Origin of the sequence: Nonomuraea sp. NBC_00507, assembly GCF_036013525.1 — a bacterium.
GTDB lineage: Bacteria > Actinomycetota > Actinomycetes > Streptosporangiales > Streptosporangiaceae > Nonomuraea.
This window is the reverse complement of sequence record NZ_CP107853.1, coordinates 3467443-3484700: the sequence shown is the minus strand read 5'-3', so window position 1 is coordinate 3484700 and position 17258 is coordinate 3467443. Positions and strand designations below refer to the sequence as shown.

Below are 17258 nucleotides of genomic sequence, written 5' to 3'. Positions count from 1 at the left end.
CGTTACTCCTCCATCAGTGGGTGACGGGCACGACCCTGACGGAACGCGCGCACGATCGGCTGGGGGTCAGCGCACGGACGCCTCCCCGCCCAGCGCTGCGCGGACGGCGGCGGTGATCCGGTCGACGTCGCCGCGTTCCGCGGGCGGCAGGGGTGCGCCGACCGACTCCCTGAGCGCGGTGGCCTCACCCAGCAGGGCCGCGGCCTCCTCGTAGGCACCCTCGGCCGCCGCGACCCCGGCCAGCCCCTCCCGGGCCAGGGCGATGCCCCGCGGATCGCCGACCTCTCGGGCCGTGGCGAGCCCCTCCAGGTGCAGCGACCTGGCCGTGGCAAGGTCGCCGCGCTGTTCGGCGATGAAACCGAGCTCGGCCAGCAGCAGCGTCATCCCGTAGAAGGGCACGCCGTAGTCGGCTTCCAGGCGGCGATTCCAGGCCATTGATTGCTGGAAGAGCCGCTCCGCGGTGTCGAGGTCGCCGGCGCGGCGGGCCACGAGGCCGAGGCCCACCCGGGCGAACTCCTCGGCGAAGCTGTTGGACTGCTCGGCCGCCAGGCGCATTCCCCGCTCATGCAGCTCCCGGGATCCGTCCATGTCCCCGGTCAGCAGGGCGAGCCGGCCGAGGCCGGACAGCCGATAGGACGCGTCGGTCCACAGCCTCAGGTCCTCGGCGATGCGCAGGCCCTCGCGGTGCAGGCGGGCGGCCCGCTCATAGTCGCCGGTGATCTCGGCGAGGTAGCCGAGCATGTCAGAGGCCTGCAGCCGTCCCCAGCCATCGCCCAGCTCAGCGAAGATCGCCAGGCTCTGGGTGCCGGACCGCTCGGCGAGGGCGTGGTCGCCCTGGAACATCGCCTGCTTGGCGCGGCCCGCCAGCGCCGCCGCCTCGCCCCAGCGGTCGCCGACGGCGCGGAATCCGGCCAGCGCCTCCGTCAGCAGGCCCTCGGCGGTGGCGGCGTCCCCGAAGCTCAGGTGCGCGAAGGCCAGGAACCAGCGTGATCGTGCGTCGCGGGCGTCCAGCGCCTGCGCTGCGGCACGGCTGCGCAGCAGCAGGTCGGTGCCGTCGCCGGTCAGCATCGCGAACCCGGCCTCCCACGCCGCCGTCCTGGAGCACTCCGCGCCGGGCAGCGCCATGGCCGTGGCGATGGAGGCGCGGCCCTCGCGGTGTCTGCCGCGCAGGTACCAGTACCACGCCAGGGCGTCGACCAGGCGCAGTGCCAGCACGTGGTCGGTGGTGTGCTCGAGGGTGGCCCGCAGGTTGGGCGCCTCGGTGTCCAGACGGTCCAGCCATGGGCGCTGGGCGGGACCATAGAGGTGGGGCCTCGCCTGCTCGGCCAGCTCGGTGTAGTAGAGGTCGCGGCGCTGGAAGACGGGGTCGCCGTCGGCGAGCCGTTCCAGACAGTAGGCGGAGATCGACTCCAGCAGCCGGTAGCGGTTCCCGTCGGAGGACTCGACCATCGACCTGGCCACCAGCTGGTCCAGCAGGTCTGCGACGTCTAGGCCAGGGTCCAGTCCGGGGCCGGCGCACACCGCCTCGGCTGCCTCCAGCGTGCAGCCTCCCGGGTGAACGACAAGCCGTAGCAGGATCAGCCGCTGTTGCTCGGTGAGCTGCTCCCAGCTCCAGTCGATCACCGCGCGCAGGGTCTGCTGGCGGGCAGGCCGTCCCCGGCCCGAGACGGTGAGCAGGTGGAAGCGGTCGTCCAGCCGGTCGGCAACCCCGCGCACGCCCAGCGCGCGTACCCGGGCGGCGGCCAGTTCCAGCGCCAGCGGCAGGCCGTCCAGCCTCCTGCAGATCGCCGCCACTGAGGGCGCGCTCACCTCGTCCAGCACGAACCCGGGCGCGGCGGCCGCAGCACGGGCCACGAACAGCCGCACGGAGGCGGCCAGCGCCGGATCGGCTCCGGGCGCCGGAAGCTCGAGCGGCGGCACCACGTACAGCGTCTCCCCCGGGAGCGCCAGCGGCTCCTGGCTCGTGGTCAGCACGCGCAGGTCGGGGGCGGCCCGCAGGAGCAGGTCCACCAGCTCGGCGACCGGTTCGACCACGTGCTCGCAGTTGTCCAGCACGAGCAGCAGCCGGCGGCCGCGCAAGGCGTCGGCGAGCCGGTGCGCCAGGCCGGCCGGGCGCACCCCGGGACGCGAACCGGTCGCCGTGTCGTCGCGGACGTCCAGCTCGGCGGCCACCACCTCGGCCACGGTCGCTGTCTCGCCCGAAGTGCCCGCCAGCTCGACCAGCCACACCCCGTCGGGAAAGGCGTCGACGGCGAGGTCCGCGACCGCCAGGGCGAGTCTGGTCTTGCCGACACCGCCCGGACCGGTCAGCGTGACCAGACGCGCCGAGCCGAGCAGGGCACCGACCTCGGCCACGGGCAGCTCGCGGCCGATCAGTCCGGTCAGGGGAGCGGGAAGGTTCGTGCGCGGGCGCGGGGGCGCGAGCGAGGGATCCTGGCGCAGGATCGCCTGGTGGAGCGCGGCCAGTTCGGGTCCGGGGTCGAGGCCCAGCTCGTCGGCCAGCCGGTGCCGCAGGTCGTCGTACCCGGCCAGCGCCTCTGCCTGACGTCCCGACCGGTAGAGCGCGCGCAGGTGGGCGGCGCGCAGGCGTTCACGCAGCGGGTGCGCGGCCACCAACTCGCCCAGCTCGTCGGTCACCAGGCTGTGCTCGCCCAGCTCCAGCCGTACCTCCGCCCACTCCTCCAGCGCGGTCAGGCGCTGCTCCTCCAGACGGGTGGCGGCGGTACGGGCGAACTCCTCGTCGCCGAAGTCGGCGTAGGCGGGACCGCGCCACAGGGCCAGCGCATCCGCCAGCAGCTCCGCCTTCGCCCGCAGATCGGTGGCGGCGCGGGCGCGGTCGAGCAGCGCGACGAAACGGGCGGCGTCCACGTCGTCGGCGCGCAGGACGTAGCCCCGCGCCTGGAAGGCCACCAGCTCGCGACCTCCCGGCTCCGCCTGCTCCAGGGCGCGGCGCAGCTGGGACACCTTGGTCTGCAACGTGTTGACGGGGTTGCCCGGAGGATTGTCCCCCCACAGGTCCTCGGCCAAGCGGTCCGCCGACACCGGACGTCCCTCGTGGGCCAGTAGGTCGGCGAGCAGTGCCCGGACCTTCGCCTCGGGGACCCGCACATGCCGCCCGTCGTCTGTCCATACGCATAGGGGGCCAAGCACACCGAATCGCACCCGGTCACGGTACCCGCAGCGAACCCCCAGCCGATCGTGCGCGCCCCCGTCAAGAGTGGGGCCCGAAACAGAGGCACCACGAGTGAGGAGCACCCCCATGACCGTGAACCGTGAGATCCACCTGGCCGCCCGCCCCTTCGGCGAGCCAGGCACAGAGAACTTCGAGCTGGTCACCACCGCGCTGCCCGAACTGGCCGAAGGCCAGGTCCTGGTTCGCAACACCTGGATGTCGGTCGATCCCTACATGCGCGAGCGGATGCACGACGCCGATTCCTATCTGCCGCCGTTCCAGCTCGGCGAACCTCTGGACGGCTCGGCGATCGGCGAGGTCGTGGCCTCACGCTCGGCTGACATCCCGGTGGGCGCGACCGTCGTGCACTTCCTGGGCTGGCGCGAGTACGCCGCGGTGGACGCCGCGGCCGTCACCGTCGCCGACCTCGCCCTGGCTCCCGCCGAGGCGTGGCTCGGCGCGCTAGGGACCACCGGGCTGACCGCCTACGCGGCCCTGACCCAGGTGGCCCCCGTGCGGGAGGGCGACGTGGTCCTCGTCTCGGCGGCGGCCGGGGCGGTGGGCAGCATCGCCGGGCAACTCGCCCGCAAGCTCGGCGCCTCCCGCGTGATCGGTTCCGCAGGCGGGACGCTGAAGGCCAAGAAGCTCGTGCAGGACTTCGGCTACGATGCCGCGATCGACTACCGCGCCGGTTCGCTCGCCGAGCAACTCGCCGAGGCCGCCCCCGACGGCATCGACGTCTACATCGACCACGTCGGCGGCGACCACCTGGTGGCGGCCATCGACGCACTGCGTCACGGCGGCAGGATCGCGATGGTGGGCGCGATCAGCTCCTACAACGCCACCGAGCCGGTGCCGGGCCCGGGCAACCTGTTCATCCTGGCCGCCAAGGACGCCACTCTGCGCGGCATGCTGATCAATTCCTACTTCCACCTGTTCCCGGAATGGATCGCGAAGGCGGCCGGTTGGCTGGCCGACGGCTCCCTGTACACCGAGGTGACCGTGGCCGAGGGCATCGAGCGGGCGCCCTCTGCCTTTATGGACATGATGCGCGGCGGCAACGTCGGCAAGATGCTGGTGAGGCTCTGAGACACGTGGCGCCTGACCTGCCGCTTTCCCAGCCCATCCAACGGGTCGAGGAACGGCGGTGCCCATCTGGTACGGCTACGAGTCCGGCGGCGAGCTCACCTTCGCCACGAGCGCCGACAGCGGCCTGACATCGCCCGGGCACCTGCTCCCCGGCCGTTTCAAGAACGGCCCTGGTGGGGTTCCCTCGGGTGGCCTTACACGTCAGGCATTCAGCGATCTTTGCACGGCGGCGTCCACCAGCTCGTGGATCTCCTGCTCACTGAAGATGTCGGGCAGCGTCAGCCGCTCCACGATGAGCCAGTTCAGAGCGAGGTAGAGGAGCACCACCGAGGTCGAGTCGCCGGGCAGACCCGAGGCGGCGTGGTAGCCGATGTTGGCGTCGATGTCCTCGCGGATGCGCTTGGTCAGCACGGCGCGCAGCTCGGGGCGCCGAGTGGACTCCAGCCGGAGCTCGAGCAGGGCCAGGTAGCCGGAGTTGAAGGCGGAGACCCGATCCACCAGTTCATGCATGAGCTCGGAATAGCGGGTTTGGTCCTGCACGCCCTCCCGGCTGCGGGCGATTGTGGCCTCGTCGGGCAGCAACCGCTCATAGATGCGTCCGCCGACCTGGGTGAACAGGTCGTCGCGGTTAGCGAAGTAGTTGGAAGCCGTGCCCGGGGGCACCGCCGCCTCCGCATCGACGGCCCGGAAGGTCAGCCCCCGCGCCCCCTCCCTGGCCAACACCTCGATGGCCGCGTCGATCAGCGCCTGCCGCCGCTCGGGATTGCTCCGCACTTGACACCACTCCAGATGTAGTACTACGTTCAAACCACTCCAAACAGAGTACTACATCAGGAGTTGATCAGTATGCGGAAGCTTGTCTACTACGTCGGCGTCTCACTCGACGGCTACATCGCGGGCCCCAACGCCGAGATCGACTTCTACCCCCTGTCGGACCAGATGGCCGCCTGGATCAACGCCCGCTACCCCGAGACGCTCCCCACTCACATCCGCAAGCTGGTCGGCCTCGACGGCGTGCCCAACAAAGTTTTCGACACCCTGGTGATGGGCCGCGGCACCTATGAGCCGGCCCTGGACGTCCCCACCACCAGCCCGTACTCCCATCTGCGCCAGTACGTCGTCTCCAGCACGCTGACGATCGACGACCCCACGGTGCAGGTGGAAACGGGCGACCCGATCGAGCTCATCCGGCGGCTGAAGGCCGAGGACACCGCCATGGACATCTATCTCTGCGGCGGCGGCAGGCTCGCCGCCTCCCTGCTCCCGGAGATCGACGAGATCATCCTCAAGAGCTACCCCGTGGTGGCGGGCACGGGCATCCCCATGTTCTCCGGACAGTTCCGCCCCACCCTGTTCACCCCCACCCAGCGCGAGTCCTTCGACAACGGCGCCCAGGTCACCTGGCTCACCAGGGCTTAGAACCGCAGGAGGAAGCATGCATATCAAACTCTCAGCCTTGAACGACCAGGCCAAGACCAACCGCCAGGCCCGATCGCCGCACCGGCACGAACACCCGGCGCGCGACCTCAAGCCCACGGGCCGGACCAATCCCTCCCGCCGCCCGACCGCCGCCCCTCGCCGCAGCGGGTACTGAGCGAGTCGGCGCTCACAACGACCAAGATTCCGTCCGATCAATCGATCGGACGGGATCCCGTCAGGCTCGGCGACGGGCGCGCTCTCCTCGGGACGGACTGGGGCTGCTCAGCCAACTCCGACGGTTTGCCGCTCGGGCTCGATCACGACCACGACGCGCTCTTGCCCTCGAGGGTAGGGCGCACCGGTGTACTTCGTGGCCAGCTGGTCGATGATCTCCCACGCCGCGTCGCCCTCGAGCCATTCGACGGCCTTTCCACGGACGACAACCGGCTCGAACGGGTTGTCGACGGGCGCGATGGACAGCGCCAGCCGGGGGTCACGGCGCAGGTTGCGTGCTTTGCGCATACCCGGGCCGGTGAAGAAGACGATTCGGTCGCCCTGGGTGCCGACGTAGACGGGAGTGGTGTGCGGCGAGCCGTCCGGCAAGACGGTGGCCAGGTGCGCGATCGAGGTGCCGTCGAGGACGCGGCGCACGTCGGGGTCAAGCATGGGGGTGCTCCTTCAGCGGGGTTGTCAGCGGGGGTTGTCGGCGCGCCAGGCGACGTAGTCGGCGACCGCCTTGGCGATGTCGAAGGTCGGGGTGAAGCCGGTGTCGTGGGTGAGCCGGGTGATATCGAGGTAGGGGTTGGCGCCGGGGCCGCTCTGCCGTCCGGGCAGGAGGTCGAGCCGCGAGCCGGGGGTGATCGCCTGCAGGGCGTCGGCGAGCTCGCGGTTGGTGAAGGGCCGGCCGCTGGAGACGTTGTAGGTGGTGTGCCGCAGGGTCGGCGCGGTCATCAGCAGGGCGATCGCGCGCCCGGCGTCGGGTGCGTAGCAGCTGTCGCCGCCGTCGTCGGCGTACAGCGACTGCGGCTGCTCACCGCGGAGCACGGCGTTGATGTACGGCGGGATGGGGTTGAACGGTGATTCCGGGTCCATCAGCGGTCCCCAGATGCTCCCGATCCGCAAGACGACCGGCTGGACCCCGGTGCCCTGGAGGCTGTGCGTGGTCAGTGGCTCGACGGCCTTCTTGAAGGCGACGATCAGGTGCGGCAGGTCCGCGGTGGGCAGTGCGAGTTCCTCGTGCCAGCGGGTCTCGGTCCGGCCGATGTACACGCCGAGGCTGCCGGCAACGGCGAACCTGCGGACGCCCCAGGTGCGGGCGGCGTCCAGCGCGTTGAGCAGGCCGGTCGTGTCCGTACGGAAGAAGCCGACCGGGTCCTGGTCGGGGATGGTGCCGGCGAGGTGGACGATGTCGCTGATGTCATGGCGGTCGGCGAGGGAGAGGAAGGCGTTCCGGTCGGTGACGTCGAGGGGTTCCACAGTGACCCGGCCGGCGAGGAACGACGGGACCTGGGTCCGGCGGTGCGTGGTGACGACGACCTGGTGTCCGAGGTCGGCGAGCGCGCGGGCGGTGTGGGCGCCGATCATGCCCAGCCCGCCGGTGATGAGGATCATCGGGCCACCTCGTAGTGGAGGTGGGTCACGCCGGGGGCCGGGATGGACTCCACCAGGCGCAGGTGCACGTGTTTCGGGAGCGTCTGGAAGAAGGGGCGGCCGCCGCCGAGCAGGATGGGCACCTGGTGGAGGATCACCTCATCGACGAGGCCCGCTTCCATCGCGGAGGCCAGCACGCCGCCGCCCATGAGGCCGACGTCCTTGCCGTCGGCGGCCTGGCGGGCAGCCGCGACCGCGTCCTCGATGCCGGTGGTGACCAGCGTCTGCCGTTCGGTGATTTCTGGGGCCGGTCGGTGGCTGAGAAGGATCAGCCGGGCTGTCGGGTGTGGGCTGCCGCCTCCGAAGTGGTCGGAGTCGTCGTAGGTGTTGCGGCCGGCCACGATCGCGCCCACGCGTCCGGCGAGAGTGTCGAAGAGGCGGGCGCTGGGCTCGCTGAGTGTGAATCCGTCGAACGTCTGGCTGGGTGTGTCGCCGTTGAAGTACCAGTCGAACAGCATGTTCGCCTCGCCGAGGCCGCGTCCGGGGCCGGGGTTGCGGCCGGTGATGTAGCCGTCGACCGAGACGGCGTGGGCGCTGATGACCTTGCTCATGTCTTTCCTTTCGCTGTTGATCAGCTGGCTTGGGTCGATCGCCAGGTGGACCAGCGGCGGCCATCCCCGCTCGCGTGCGTGCGAGGCGACGGCCGCAGCCAGCTCGGCGCCGACGCCTTCGCCGGCCAGCAGCAGGCGATCGGGGTCGGCGTCCAGTTCGCGGGCGTGGTCGGCGGCCCACTCGGTGGCCAGGATGGCGTCGCACCGCCCGTCCGGCCAGAGCGGTTTCCGGTACGACACGCACAAGACCACCACCCCGGCACTCGAGCACACGGCGCGGCAGAGCGCATCCGCGCGTTCGATGCCGTCGGCCGGCAGGAACACCAGCATCGGCGCGGTCCGGGTCGCCGCCGGCCAGTACGTGCGGACCGGCAGCGGCCCGGCGACACCCCGCAGCCGGGTGTCCGCGACCAGCCGTACGGCTGGATGATCGGGCATGGGTAGAGGCTCGCATCGGCACGGTCGTCAGGGGAAAGACCGATGGTGCATGGCAGTCTTGCCGACCAAGCATCACCGGCGGCGGCCGCGGCGGGTGGATAATGCCGACATGGCCGTCGACGGGCTGAAACGGGACGAGGAAGACCAGCCGCCCGAGCGGGTGCTGCCGCTGCCTGCCGCGCCCGACGCGATCGAGCTGCGGCACCTGCGGGCCTTCGTGGCGGTCGCCGACGAGCTCAATTTCGGCCGGGCCGCCGCCCGCCTCTACCTGTCCCAGCCGGCGCTGAGCAGACAGATCCGTATGCTCGAGCGGCTGGTCGGCAGCGACCTGCTGCGCCGCTCGACGCACCGGGTGGAGCTCACGCTGGCCGGCGACGCCTTGCTGGACCGGGCGCGGCGCCTGCTGAGCGATCTCGACGACGCGATCTCGGCGACCCGATCGGTGGGCGGTGAGCTGGCCGAACGGGCCGCCAAGGCCTGGCGGCCGCTCGACGACCTGTTCCGCGCCGGCGCCGGGATCCAGCAGTTCCGCGCCGCGGTGGAGGACTTCCACGCCGGACTCACGCTGCCGGAAGGGATCGGCGTACGGCCGGTCAACGCCGGCGGGGTGCCGGCCCTGGCGGTGGCCGAGGTGGCGGACTGCCCGCCGACCCTGCTGCACCTGCACGGCGGCTCGTACGTGGCCGGGTCTGCCTTCGGGTTCCGCCCGCTGGGCGGGGCGCTCTCGCTCGCGGCCGGTGTCGGCATACTGGTGCCTGACTACCGGCTGGCGCCGGAGCATCCGTTCCCGGCGGCCGTCGACGACGCGTTACGCGCGTACACGTGGATGCTGGACACCGGGACTCCCGCGGCCGGGATCACCGTTGGAGGTGACTCCGCCGGCGCCGGGCTGGTCCTCTCCCTGCTGATGACCCTCAAAGAGCAGCAGCTGCCACAGCCCGGCCGGGTCCTGCTCCTCTGCCCGTGGGTGGACCTGACGGGCGACGTGCGAGCGCCCGATGAGCAGGAGCCACAGCCGGGCATCGATCCTCGGCAGCTACGCCGGTTCGCGGCCGCGTACCTGGCCGGTCACGATCCCGGCGACCCGCGGGTCAGCCCGCTCACCGCGGACCTGTCCGGCCTGCCGCCGATGCTCCTGCAGGCAGGCACCGGCGACCCGCTGGCCGGCGACGCCCACCGGCTCACGGAAAGGGCCCGGTCGTACGGCGTCGACGCGCGGCTCGAGCTCTATCCGGTGTCCGCCCACGTTTTCCACTACTTCTGGTCGTTCCTGCCGGAGGCCGCAGACGCGCTGGAACGAGCGGGCGCTTTCGTCCGCCGCGTAGCCGGCTGAGGTAATGCCAACGACCTTCCCCGAGCCGGGCCGCCCGTGATCGAGCTCCTTCCGTCAGCGGTAGTCGTTCTCCTTCAGCTCGATGACCCAGGCACGACGCTCGGCGATCTTGCCGTCGCGCATGACGAACACCTCCGCCATGGACATGCGCATCTCCCCGCCCGCGACTCGCTTCACCGTCCCGGTGAGTTCCGCCATGACGACATCGCCCTGCTCGACCATGCGCACGACCTCCAGGTGGGGAGGGTTGATGAGTTCGGGCGGGCCGTCGATGGCCCTGTCGTAGGCGTCTTTGCCGGTCAGGTGGAAGGCGCCGAAGACGGTCCACTCGATGTCGTCGGTCAGGCAGGACAGGATCTGCTCGTGATCGTTCTTGCGGAAACCGTCCAGGTAAGTGTTGACGGTCTCGATGTTCCGTGACATGCCTGCTCCTTCGAATCGGGTGTCGTCCATGAGGCGCCGCTGTGCGAACCGGCGGTTCCCTCGGTAGGAAGGTCGGAGCGGCCAGAGCGTTCTCGACATCACTTCGACAACTGACCCTGAATTCGGGGAGTAGTTGAGCACCGACGATGATGCCCTGGCGAAGATCGTTTCCCAGCCGAGCGGTCGGGGGTTCACCGTGCTGCGTCCCGCAAGCATGGCGGCTTGCCAGTCGTAGTCCTCGTCACTGATCTTGTGACGTTACGCACCCACGTGGGATGGGCGATGACACGCTTCGTGCGTTCGGGAGCCGGTCACGGGATCCGCAGTCAGTACCAGCGGCTGAATGCGGTGGCGCCGGATCCGGTCTCCGCGGCGAACTGAAGAACCCGCAGCGGCGCGTCAATGAGCTCCGCCGCATCGAAGTCGGGGGCGTCGCCCATGGCGGTCATCCAGGCGGTGATCCGGCTGAGGACCTCGCTTCGCTGTGTGGTGGAGAGGAAGAGGGCTTCCTCAGCTCGAGGCAAGGCGGTCCGAACGTCCTCAGCGGACAGGAGGAAGTCGCCAAACCAGCCAGGGAACATCGTTGATCGTTCTGCGCCGAGGCCGTAGCACAGGGCTGCCGCCGGGTTCGCCTTGCGGGCAGTCGCGACGAACAGACCGGCGCCCTCCGCCTCGGGCATGAGCGTCATGCTCGCGTCCCGCATGGCTTCCGTCGCCTCGGTAGGCGCGTTGGCGTCGTCGATGAAGTCCGCGAATCGCCGGGCGGTCGGCGTGGGTATCAAAGGGCCGTGAGGGTCCGCGGGGTGCTCGAAGAAGGGCTCTTGGTCACCGCCGTTCGACCACCACGCAAGCGTCTCGCGAAAATCCGGCGGCCTGTCCCGGTCGCCTGACTGTAGGAGATGGATGTAGCGATCCGGTAGTGTCCGGGCCTCTTCATCAGGGATGGCACCGACCACCCACAACCCTGTTGAGCCCACGATTCACACCTCTCAATCTGCTCGGGGCATCGTCACGCAGCGTGTTGGAAGGAGATGGGGAGTCTTATCGTTTCGGCCGTATCGGGCGTCGGTCATGGACTGCGGGGATGCGCGGGGTCGACACCGTGGTCGGCATAGACAACAGCGAGATTGATGGTGGGCAGGTATGCCGCAACCTGGTCGGGTGTCCATCCGGAGGAGCCGAATGCCGTTTCGTGGGTGGCAATCCGGTAGATCAGAGCACGGATCAGCATCTGGCCCCAGGCCGGCAGATGCGACCACCGGGCGGCCAACTCGGGTGAAGCGCCATACCAGCACAATGCATCGACCACCGCGACCGCTGCCGCCCATGATGCGGGGCGCCAGTAAACGGGCCAATCGATGATCGCTGGTGGCTGGCCGTCCGCGAACAGCACGTTGCCGGGTAGATCCCCATGAACCGCTTGCGAGGCGAGATTGACCGGGCGGCGAGCGCGCACCAGCGGCTCCAGCAGGTTCAGGGCCAGCGGGCATGCCTGGATGGGCAATTCCTCCCATGCGACACGGTCACCGATGGACCAGGGGTCGTCGCGGAGGTCCAAGAATTCAGGACGGGGCAGGCTCGCGATGGCTGTGTGAAAGGCGATGCCGGCGCGCAGCACGTCATCCTGACGCCCGACATCCGGGACGCCCTCGATGAGCCGAGACGCCTCCCAACCGTCGATCACCCATGTCCCGTCCAAGGTCCGAACGGGGCGGGCAATTCTGAATTCGGCCGAGTCGGGCAGGGCGGCAAGCACCTCCGCTCGCCAGAGCGTCTCCGCCAAGAACTCCACGGGCTTAAGGACCACCTGATCAGCTCGCCAGGTGCCGCCCTTGCCGCCTGGTAATACCACTGGATCAGCGCGGATGCCGAATGCTGTCAGTACCGCTTCTGGGGGGCGCGAAACTGAAGGTGTCACGTTTAAGATCGTAGAGTCGTTGGGTGACGGGTTCGTGGCGCAATGGCGGCGACTGACGCCCCACCGCGCCAGCGACGATCATTGGCGAGTGTCGTAGACGCCGATCCACCACGGGGCGCCCTCCCGGGGGCCGATCTGGTTCGCCAGCAGCTCCGGCGCGAGTGTCAGCGTCTCGTGGTCGAACGGCGCGTTGCAGGCACCCTTCTTCCTGTCCTCGATGGCGCAGCCGGCGCTGGAGCCGATCGACGCGTCGGCGGGGAAGACCCAGATCTCCACGCCCTGCGGCCGCTCCAGCCACCCGGGCGGGACGGACTGCGCATCATTCTGGCTGTCGAGAATGTTCCCCTTCCGCTCGCCGCACCGCCCGAAATCGGTCCACTGGCCGGGATCGTGCACCGATCGCACCAGCACCCACGCCTGCGGGTCCGCGCAGTTGACGATGATGCGGTACACGTACCGGTCGGGGTCGTCGCCGATCTTCGGCCATACAGTCCACGCCTTGACGAGCGAATGCTGCACCACATCCTCGGCCATGGCCCAGTCCCGGGTCAGCAGGTACGCGGTGCGGCACAACCGCTCGTGCCGCTGTCCGACGTAGTTGGCGAAACCATCCGCCATCCTGAACCTCCGCCCGTTGGAATCCTTACGATGTACTACTGAGTGAGAGACCGATTTGGGTGACCGGCGGGCCGAGCCCGATTTTCGACGCCCATCTTCAGCGATCAGTTGCCGAAGCGGCCGGACCGCTCCGGCGCCAGGTCAGGGCAGCCGCGGCGGCGAAGGCCAGGACCGCGCTGCGGATCGTGCCGTGGGTGACGGCCGGACGCCGTGGGTCATCCGAGAGGCAGGACCGGCTGGAAGGAGCTTGCGGTCCGGAAGGCGGCGGTCCCTTGCCGGGCAGCGAGCCATAGCTGACGGTCGCGGTGGAGGATGACCCGGCCCGGATAGTTCAGCGACTCCAGCGTCACCGATCCGGTGATCGAGCCCGGACGGGCGTAAAAGGTCGTGTCCTTCTTGAACAGGGAACTGCCGTCACTGCGGTCGAAACGCAGCCGGAAGTGCTTGTGCCGCAGGTAACGGCCGTCGGGGCCGATGAAGGAGTATCCCTTGGGATCGGCAAGGCCCGGCACGATGCGCAAACCGGTGCCCTGCCGGGATGCCGCCGGGTCGGTGTCGCGGATGGTGACAAGCCGGGCTTGGCCGCGCAGGTTCAGGATGAACGCGTCAGGAGTGCCGACCGACCGGAAGGACCGGCTCACGCCCGTGGGCAGTCTGGCGGCCTCCGACGGCGCGTACGTCGGTGATGGCGACGCCGCGGTTGTTTGACCGGGCGTGGCGGTGGGGGATGGCACAGGGGTGGCGGAGGGCGCCGCGTCCGCGATCCGCTTGACCAGCTTGATCGCGGGATTTCCCGCGGGCACGAAGCTCTTCCAGGCGGAGGTGTCGCCGGTGTAGTAGATGATCAGCTTGGGGTCGGCTCCTGTGAAGGCGGCTTTGTCCTGGACCGGTGGCTTCTGGCCGAGGTACAGCGCCCGCAGCTGGGGATCACGCGCGAAGACGCGCGGACCGAGCTTGCTCAGGCTCGGCGCATAGACCGAGGTGAGGCTCGCGTTGTCGGAGATCGAGTCATGCCAGGCGGTGGTCAGCGCGGGCGCGTACAGCTCCTTGAGCGAGGCGAGGCGGACGATGGCGTTCTTGTCCAGCGTCAGCAGGCTCGGCAGCCGCAGCACTTTGATCCCTGTCCCGGCGGCGGCGTCACCGTTGAGATCGAAGCAGTTGATGCCCATGTAGCGGAGCTCGGGAAGGTTGACCGCTTCCAGCACGTGGCTGTCGTTCAGTCCGTTCCTGCCGATCGACTCCAGCTCGGGGGCGTTGAAGTAGCGCAGGCGGGAAGCGTCGTCGAACGCGAAGTCGTCAATGGTCCGCACCCGCGGGAGGTTGACCTTCGTCAGGTACTGGTTGCGGCGGAACGCGTTCGCGCCGATCTCCGTGACGCTCGGCAGGTAGAGCACGCTGAGCTTGGCGTACGGCCCGTGCCCGAACGCCATCGCGCCGACGGTGCGGGCTGCCTTGAAGCTGACCGAGGCGAAGTTGTGGTTGCTGAAGGAGCCGGGTTTGATGTTCTGCAGATCGTCCAGCACCAGGTGCCTGACCCACGACCCCCACCAGCCGTTGTGCCACAGGTACGGCGAGCGTCCGCCGCGTGCGATCTGGCCGGCGCAGGCCAGGCCGGAGTCGGGGGTGCATTCGGTCCCGCCCTGGAGGGATCGCAGGTTGTAGATGTGCAGCCGGTTCAGCTTGGTCAGCCCGAGCCCGCCCGCGCTCTCGGCGTTGCCCACGGTCTGCACCGCCGTCAGGTCGGCGTCGTTCAGCGCGGTCCCGCCGGTGAGGTAGAGCGCGATGCCGGTGCTGCGCGCGAGCTCCGCCCGCGCTTTGACGAGCTGCGCCTTCAGGGGACGCTGTGCGGCTTGGGAGACGTCGTAGCGCAGGGTGAACGTGTCCGGCGGCAAGGCGTGGTCGCCCGGCTCCGAGGGCCGGTAGGTGTAGGTCTCCTTCCTGTTCAGTTCTCCGTCAGAGGAGAAGACGGGATCGACTCCCGGATCCTTGGCCGGATCGGCTGCCAGGCCGGTGCCGCCGTGCAGCGCCGCCGAGGTGCCGGTGCGCACGGCGGCCCCGGCCACCGGCCCTTGCGCGCCGTAGACGGCGGCCGCCGTCACGAACGCGGCGAGGGCCAGGTGGCGGACTGGGGGTTTTCCGAAACCCTTGTCGCTCATTGCTGCCTTACTGTCGCCGCCTCCCGTGTGGAGGCTCTCGTGGGAGGTGACGAAACAGGTGGGCGCGGATAACAGAAAAATGCTCGTGAGTCGCGCCACACTGTCTCGGGCACGGTCCTGGCTCGCCAGGTGGGTCTCCTCGCCGATGGCGGCGACGAACTCGGCCTCCCGGTCCCCCTTACGTGCGGCGGCGAGGTGTCGGGAGGTGGGCTCGATTACCTGGCTGCGGAAGCCTTCCACGGCGGCGCGATCGGACATGAAGCGGGAGAAGGCGTCGGGGTCGGTGTAGTCGGCCAGGGGCTTGAGTCCGGTCGGGGGTCCGACGTCCTCGCGCACCGACCAGGACGAGGTGGCGACGGCGGACTTCTGGGCGGCCTGGGAGGTGATCCAGCTCAGGAAGAGCTTTGCGGTGGCCTTGTGGGCGGCCTGCTTGAAGATCGCACCGCGCTGGGCCTAGGTGGTGGGCGGAGGAGGGGCGCCACATCATGCGCATGGGCCACTGACATGGGGGGTCAGCGGGGGCTGCTGGCACCGGCCTGCAGGAGTTTGGCGAGGATCGCGCTCAACTGGCCGCGCTCGTCGGGGGTGAGGACTTGGAAGGTGTCCTCGAGGAAGGCCGGGATCAAGGCTTGAGCCTCGGCGAACCGCCGGCGGCCTGAGTCGGTAATGGTGACGGCGTAGGAGCGCCGGTCGCGGGGGTTGCGTTCCCTGCGTACGTGACCCGCCTGCTCCAGATCGTCACAGATGCCGACCATCATGCTGCGGTCGATCCGGAGTTCCTCGCTGAGCGTCTGCTGAGAGCAGGGGCCGACGGCGTCGAGCATCTGGAGCACGAGGTGCTGCCCGACTCCGAGCCCTTCCCCGGCGGCATGAGCGTCGGCGGCCCGGGCCACGGCGGCCGAGGCCCGGCACAGGGCGATGTCCAGCCGCTCGGCGGCGAGTTGCGGAAAGTAAGCCGTCCCACGGTCTGTCGTTCTGGTCGTTATCGCCATCGCTCTCCTCTTGCGTTCAGCCATCAGTCTATCGCAAGTCCATCTCCATACAGACTGTTTGACAGCAGATGATTTGCAGGCATACGGTCCGAACCGTCTGTCCGCCAATTGTTTCAATGCAGATGGAGAGTGATCGTGCCCCGAACCGACGGCCGCCAACAGGTGGCCCTGGCGTTGCTGTGCGCCGCGGTGTTCCTGGATTCGATGGACCTGTCGTTGATGGGCGTGGCCCTGCCCGCCATCGGGCGTGATCTGTCGCTGACGGAGAGCAGCCTGCAGTGGCTGATGTCCGGCTATGCGGTCGCCTACGGCGGCTTCCTGCTGCTCGGCGGCCGCATCGCCGACCTGTTCGGCCGCCGCCGGGTGTTCCTGCTATCGCTGGCGGTGTTCGCGGCGGCGAGCCTGGTCGGCGGGCTCCTGTCGGCCGGATGGCCGCTGGTGGCCACCCGGGTGATCAAGGGGGTGGCGGCCGCGCTCACCGCTCCGGCGGCGCTGTCGCTCATCACCACGACCTTCGCCGAGGGGCCGCAGCGTAACCGGGCGCTGGGCGTGTACTCGCTCGCCGGGGCGACTGGCTACACCGCCGGACTGATCGCCTCCGGCCTGCTGACCGAGATCAGCTGGCGGCTGGTGTTCTTCCTGCCGGTCCCGATCGCCTTGCTCGTGCTGGCCGCAGCGCCGCTGGTGCTGCCACGCGGCGTTCGGCCGCCCGGGGCGCGCGAGGGGTTCGACGCCGCCGGCGCGATCGCGGTCACCGGCGGCGTGCTGATGGGGGTGTTCGCGCTGACGGAGCGGAACTGGCCGGCCGGTGTCGTGGCCGTGCTGCTCCTGGGCGCCTTCGTCCTCATCGAGCGCCGGCGGTCCGCGCCGCTCGTCCCGCTGGAGGTGTTCAGATCCGGCACCGTGGGCGCCGCCAATCTCGCGGCGCTTACCTGGGCGTGCGCGACCATCGGCTGGCAGTTCGTCGCCGTCCTGTATCTGCAGCACGTACTTGGCTACAGTGCGCTGGCCACCGGGCTCGGGATCGTCCCGATGGGCCTGGCCATCGTCATCGCCGCCAACCTGGCCGGCCGGCTGATCAGCCGGTGGGGCCTGGGGCGGGTGGCCGCCGCCGGGATGCTGGTCCAGGGCGCGGGCATCCTGTTGTTCCTGCGGGCCGGGCCGACCGGCGACTACGTCACCGTGCTGGTGCCCGCGCTGGTCGTGCACGGCATCGGCAACGGGCTGTCCTTTCCGAGTCTCAACATCGCCGCCGTCTCCGGCCTGCCGGACGAGCGGCAGGGGCTAGCCTCGGGACTGGTCACCTCCGCCGTGCAGATCGGCGCCGGAATCGGCGTGGCGGTGCTGGCGTCGATGATGACGCTGGGCGGCTCCACGCTGGCCGGATACCGGATCGCCTTCCTGATCGCGGGCGGTTTCTCCCTGATCGGCGCTCTCGTCGCCGCCTTCGGCCTGCGCCCACGCCGCTCCGCACCTGTTCCCGCCCCCACCGCCTGAAG

The 17258-nt window shown here is 69.8% G+C and carries 16 protein-coding genes; 5 read left to right on the top strand and 11 right to left on the bottom strand.

Annotated elements, in window-relative coordinates; translation table 11 throughout:
- Nucleotides 1–66 precede the first annotated feature (66 nt).
- On the bottom strand, nt 67–3108 hold the full coding sequence (locus OHA25_RS17550; protein ID WP_327588642.1) for a BTAD domain-containing putative transcriptional regulator: 3042 nt from the start codon (nt 3106–3108) through the stop codon (nt 67–69).
- 151 nt (nt 3109–3259) lie between these two features.
- Between OHA25_RS17550 and OHA25_RS17545 the strand changes: the two genes are divergently transcribed.
- A complete protein-coding gene (locus OHA25_RS17545; RefSeq protein ID WP_327588641.1) occupies nt 3260–4261 on the top strand; it encodes an NADP-dependent oxidoreductase in 1002 nt (333 codons plus the stop codon).
- 201 nt (nt 4262–4462) lie between these two features.
- On the opposite strand, the gene OHA25_RS17540 is transcribed toward OHA25_RS17545, so the two are convergent.
- Nucleotides 4463–5035, bottom strand: a complete 573-nt coding sequence (locus tag OHA25_RS17540; protein WP_327588640.1) for a TetR/AcrR family transcriptional regulator — start codon at nt 5033–5035, stop codon at nt 4463–4465.
- 72 nt (nt 5036–5107) lie between these two features.
- On the opposite strand from OHA25_RS17540, the gene OHA25_RS17535 reads away from it, so the two are divergent.
- Nucleotides 5108–5680 (top strand): dihydrofolate reductase family protein, encoded by a 573-nt coding sequence (locus OHA25_RS17535; RefSeq protein ID WP_327588639.1) that lies wholly within the window; start codon nt 5108–5110, stop codon nt 5678–5680.
- A gap of 16 nt (nt 5681–5696) precedes the next feature.
- Nucleotides 5697–5855 carry a hypothetical protein gene (locus OHA25_RS17530; RefSeq protein WP_327588638.1) on the top strand — a complete coding sequence of 53 codons (159 nt, stop codon included), beginning with the start codon at nt 5697–5699 and terminating at the stop codon, nt 5853–5855.
- A gap of 107 nt (nt 5856–5962) precedes the next feature.
- On the opposite strand, the gene OHA25_RS17525 is transcribed toward OHA25_RS17530, so the two are convergent.
- The 3 genes from OHA25_RS17525 to OHA25_RS17515 are packed head-to-tail and all read right to left on the bottom strand — an operon-like array spanning nt 5963 to nt 8319.
- The gene (locus OHA25_RS17525; protein ID WP_327588637.1) at nt 5963–6346 is read right to left on the bottom strand and encodes a PPOX class F420-dependent oxidoreductase; all 384 of its coding nucleotides are present in this window, start codon (nt 6344–6346) and stop codon (nt 5963–5965) included.
- 24 nt (nt 6347–6370) lie between these two features.
- On the bottom strand, nt 6371–7291 hold the full coding sequence (locus tag OHA25_RS17520) for an NAD-dependent epimerase/dehydratase family protein (protein ID WP_327588636.1): 921 nt from the start codon (nt 7289–7291) through the stop codon (nt 6371–6373).
- Nucleotides 7288–8319, bottom strand: a complete 1032-nt coding sequence (locus OHA25_RS17515) for an alpha/beta hydrolase fold domain-containing protein (protein WP_327588635.1) — start codon at nt 8317–8319, stop codon at nt 7288–7290. The genes OHA25_RS17520 and OHA25_RS17515 overlap by 4 nt, the downstream gene beginning before the upstream one ends.
- Before the next feature lie 109 nt (nt 8320–8428).
- On the opposite strand from OHA25_RS17515, the gene OHA25_RS17510 reads away from it, so the two are divergent.
- Complete coding sequence (locus OHA25_RS17510) at nt 8429–9652, top strand: alpha/beta hydrolase fold domain-containing protein (protein WP_327588634.1); 1224 nt, start codon at nt 8429–8431, stop codon at nt 9650–9652.
- 54 nt (nt 9653–9706) lie between these two features.
- On the opposite strand, the gene OHA25_RS17505 is transcribed toward OHA25_RS17510, so the two are convergent.
- The 6 genes from OHA25_RS17505 to OHA25_RS17480 form a co-directional block, all read right to left on the bottom strand.
- Entirely contained in the window at nt 9707–10075 is a 369-nt protein-coding gene (locus tag OHA25_RS17505; RefSeq protein WP_327588633.1) for a nuclear transport factor 2 family protein, read from the bottom strand.
- A 326-nt stretch (nt 10076–10401) separates the two neighbouring features.
- Nucleotides 10402–11052, bottom strand: coding sequence for a hypothetical protein (locus tag OHA25_RS17500; protein ID WP_327588632.1), 651 nt, complete (start codon nt 11050–11052; stop codon nt 10402–10404).
- A gap of 92 nt (nt 11053–11144) precedes the next feature.
- A complete protein-coding gene (locus tag OHA25_RS17495; RefSeq protein WP_327588631.1) occupies nt 11145–11993 on the bottom strand; it encodes a TIGR02569 family protein in 849 nt (282 codons plus the stop codon).
- Between the two features lie 78 nt (nt 11994–12071).
- Nucleotides 12072–12611, bottom strand: a complete 540-nt coding sequence (locus OHA25_RS17490; protein ID WP_327588630.1) for a sigma factor — start codon at nt 12609–12611, stop codon at nt 12072–12074.
- A gap of 215 nt (nt 12612–12826) precedes the next feature.
- Nucleotides 12827–15103 (bottom strand): AbfB domain-containing protein, encoded by a 2277-nt coding sequence (locus OHA25_RS17485; protein ID WP_327588629.1) that lies wholly within the window; start codon nt 15101–15103, stop codon nt 12827–12829.
- 176 nt (nt 15104–15279) lie between these two features.
- Nucleotides 15280–15759, bottom strand: coding sequence for a MarR family winged helix-turn-helix transcriptional regulator (locus OHA25_RS17480; protein WP_327588628.1), 480 nt, complete (start codon nt 15757–15759; stop codon nt 15280–15282).
- Between the two features lie 135 nt (nt 15760–15894).
- Between OHA25_RS17480 and OHA25_RS17475 the strand changes: the two genes are divergently transcribed.
- Entirely contained in the window at nt 15895–17256 is a 1362-nt protein-coding gene (locus OHA25_RS17475; RefSeq protein ID WP_327588627.1) for an MFS transporter, read from the top strand.
- Nucleotides 17257–17258 lie beyond the last annotated feature (2 nt).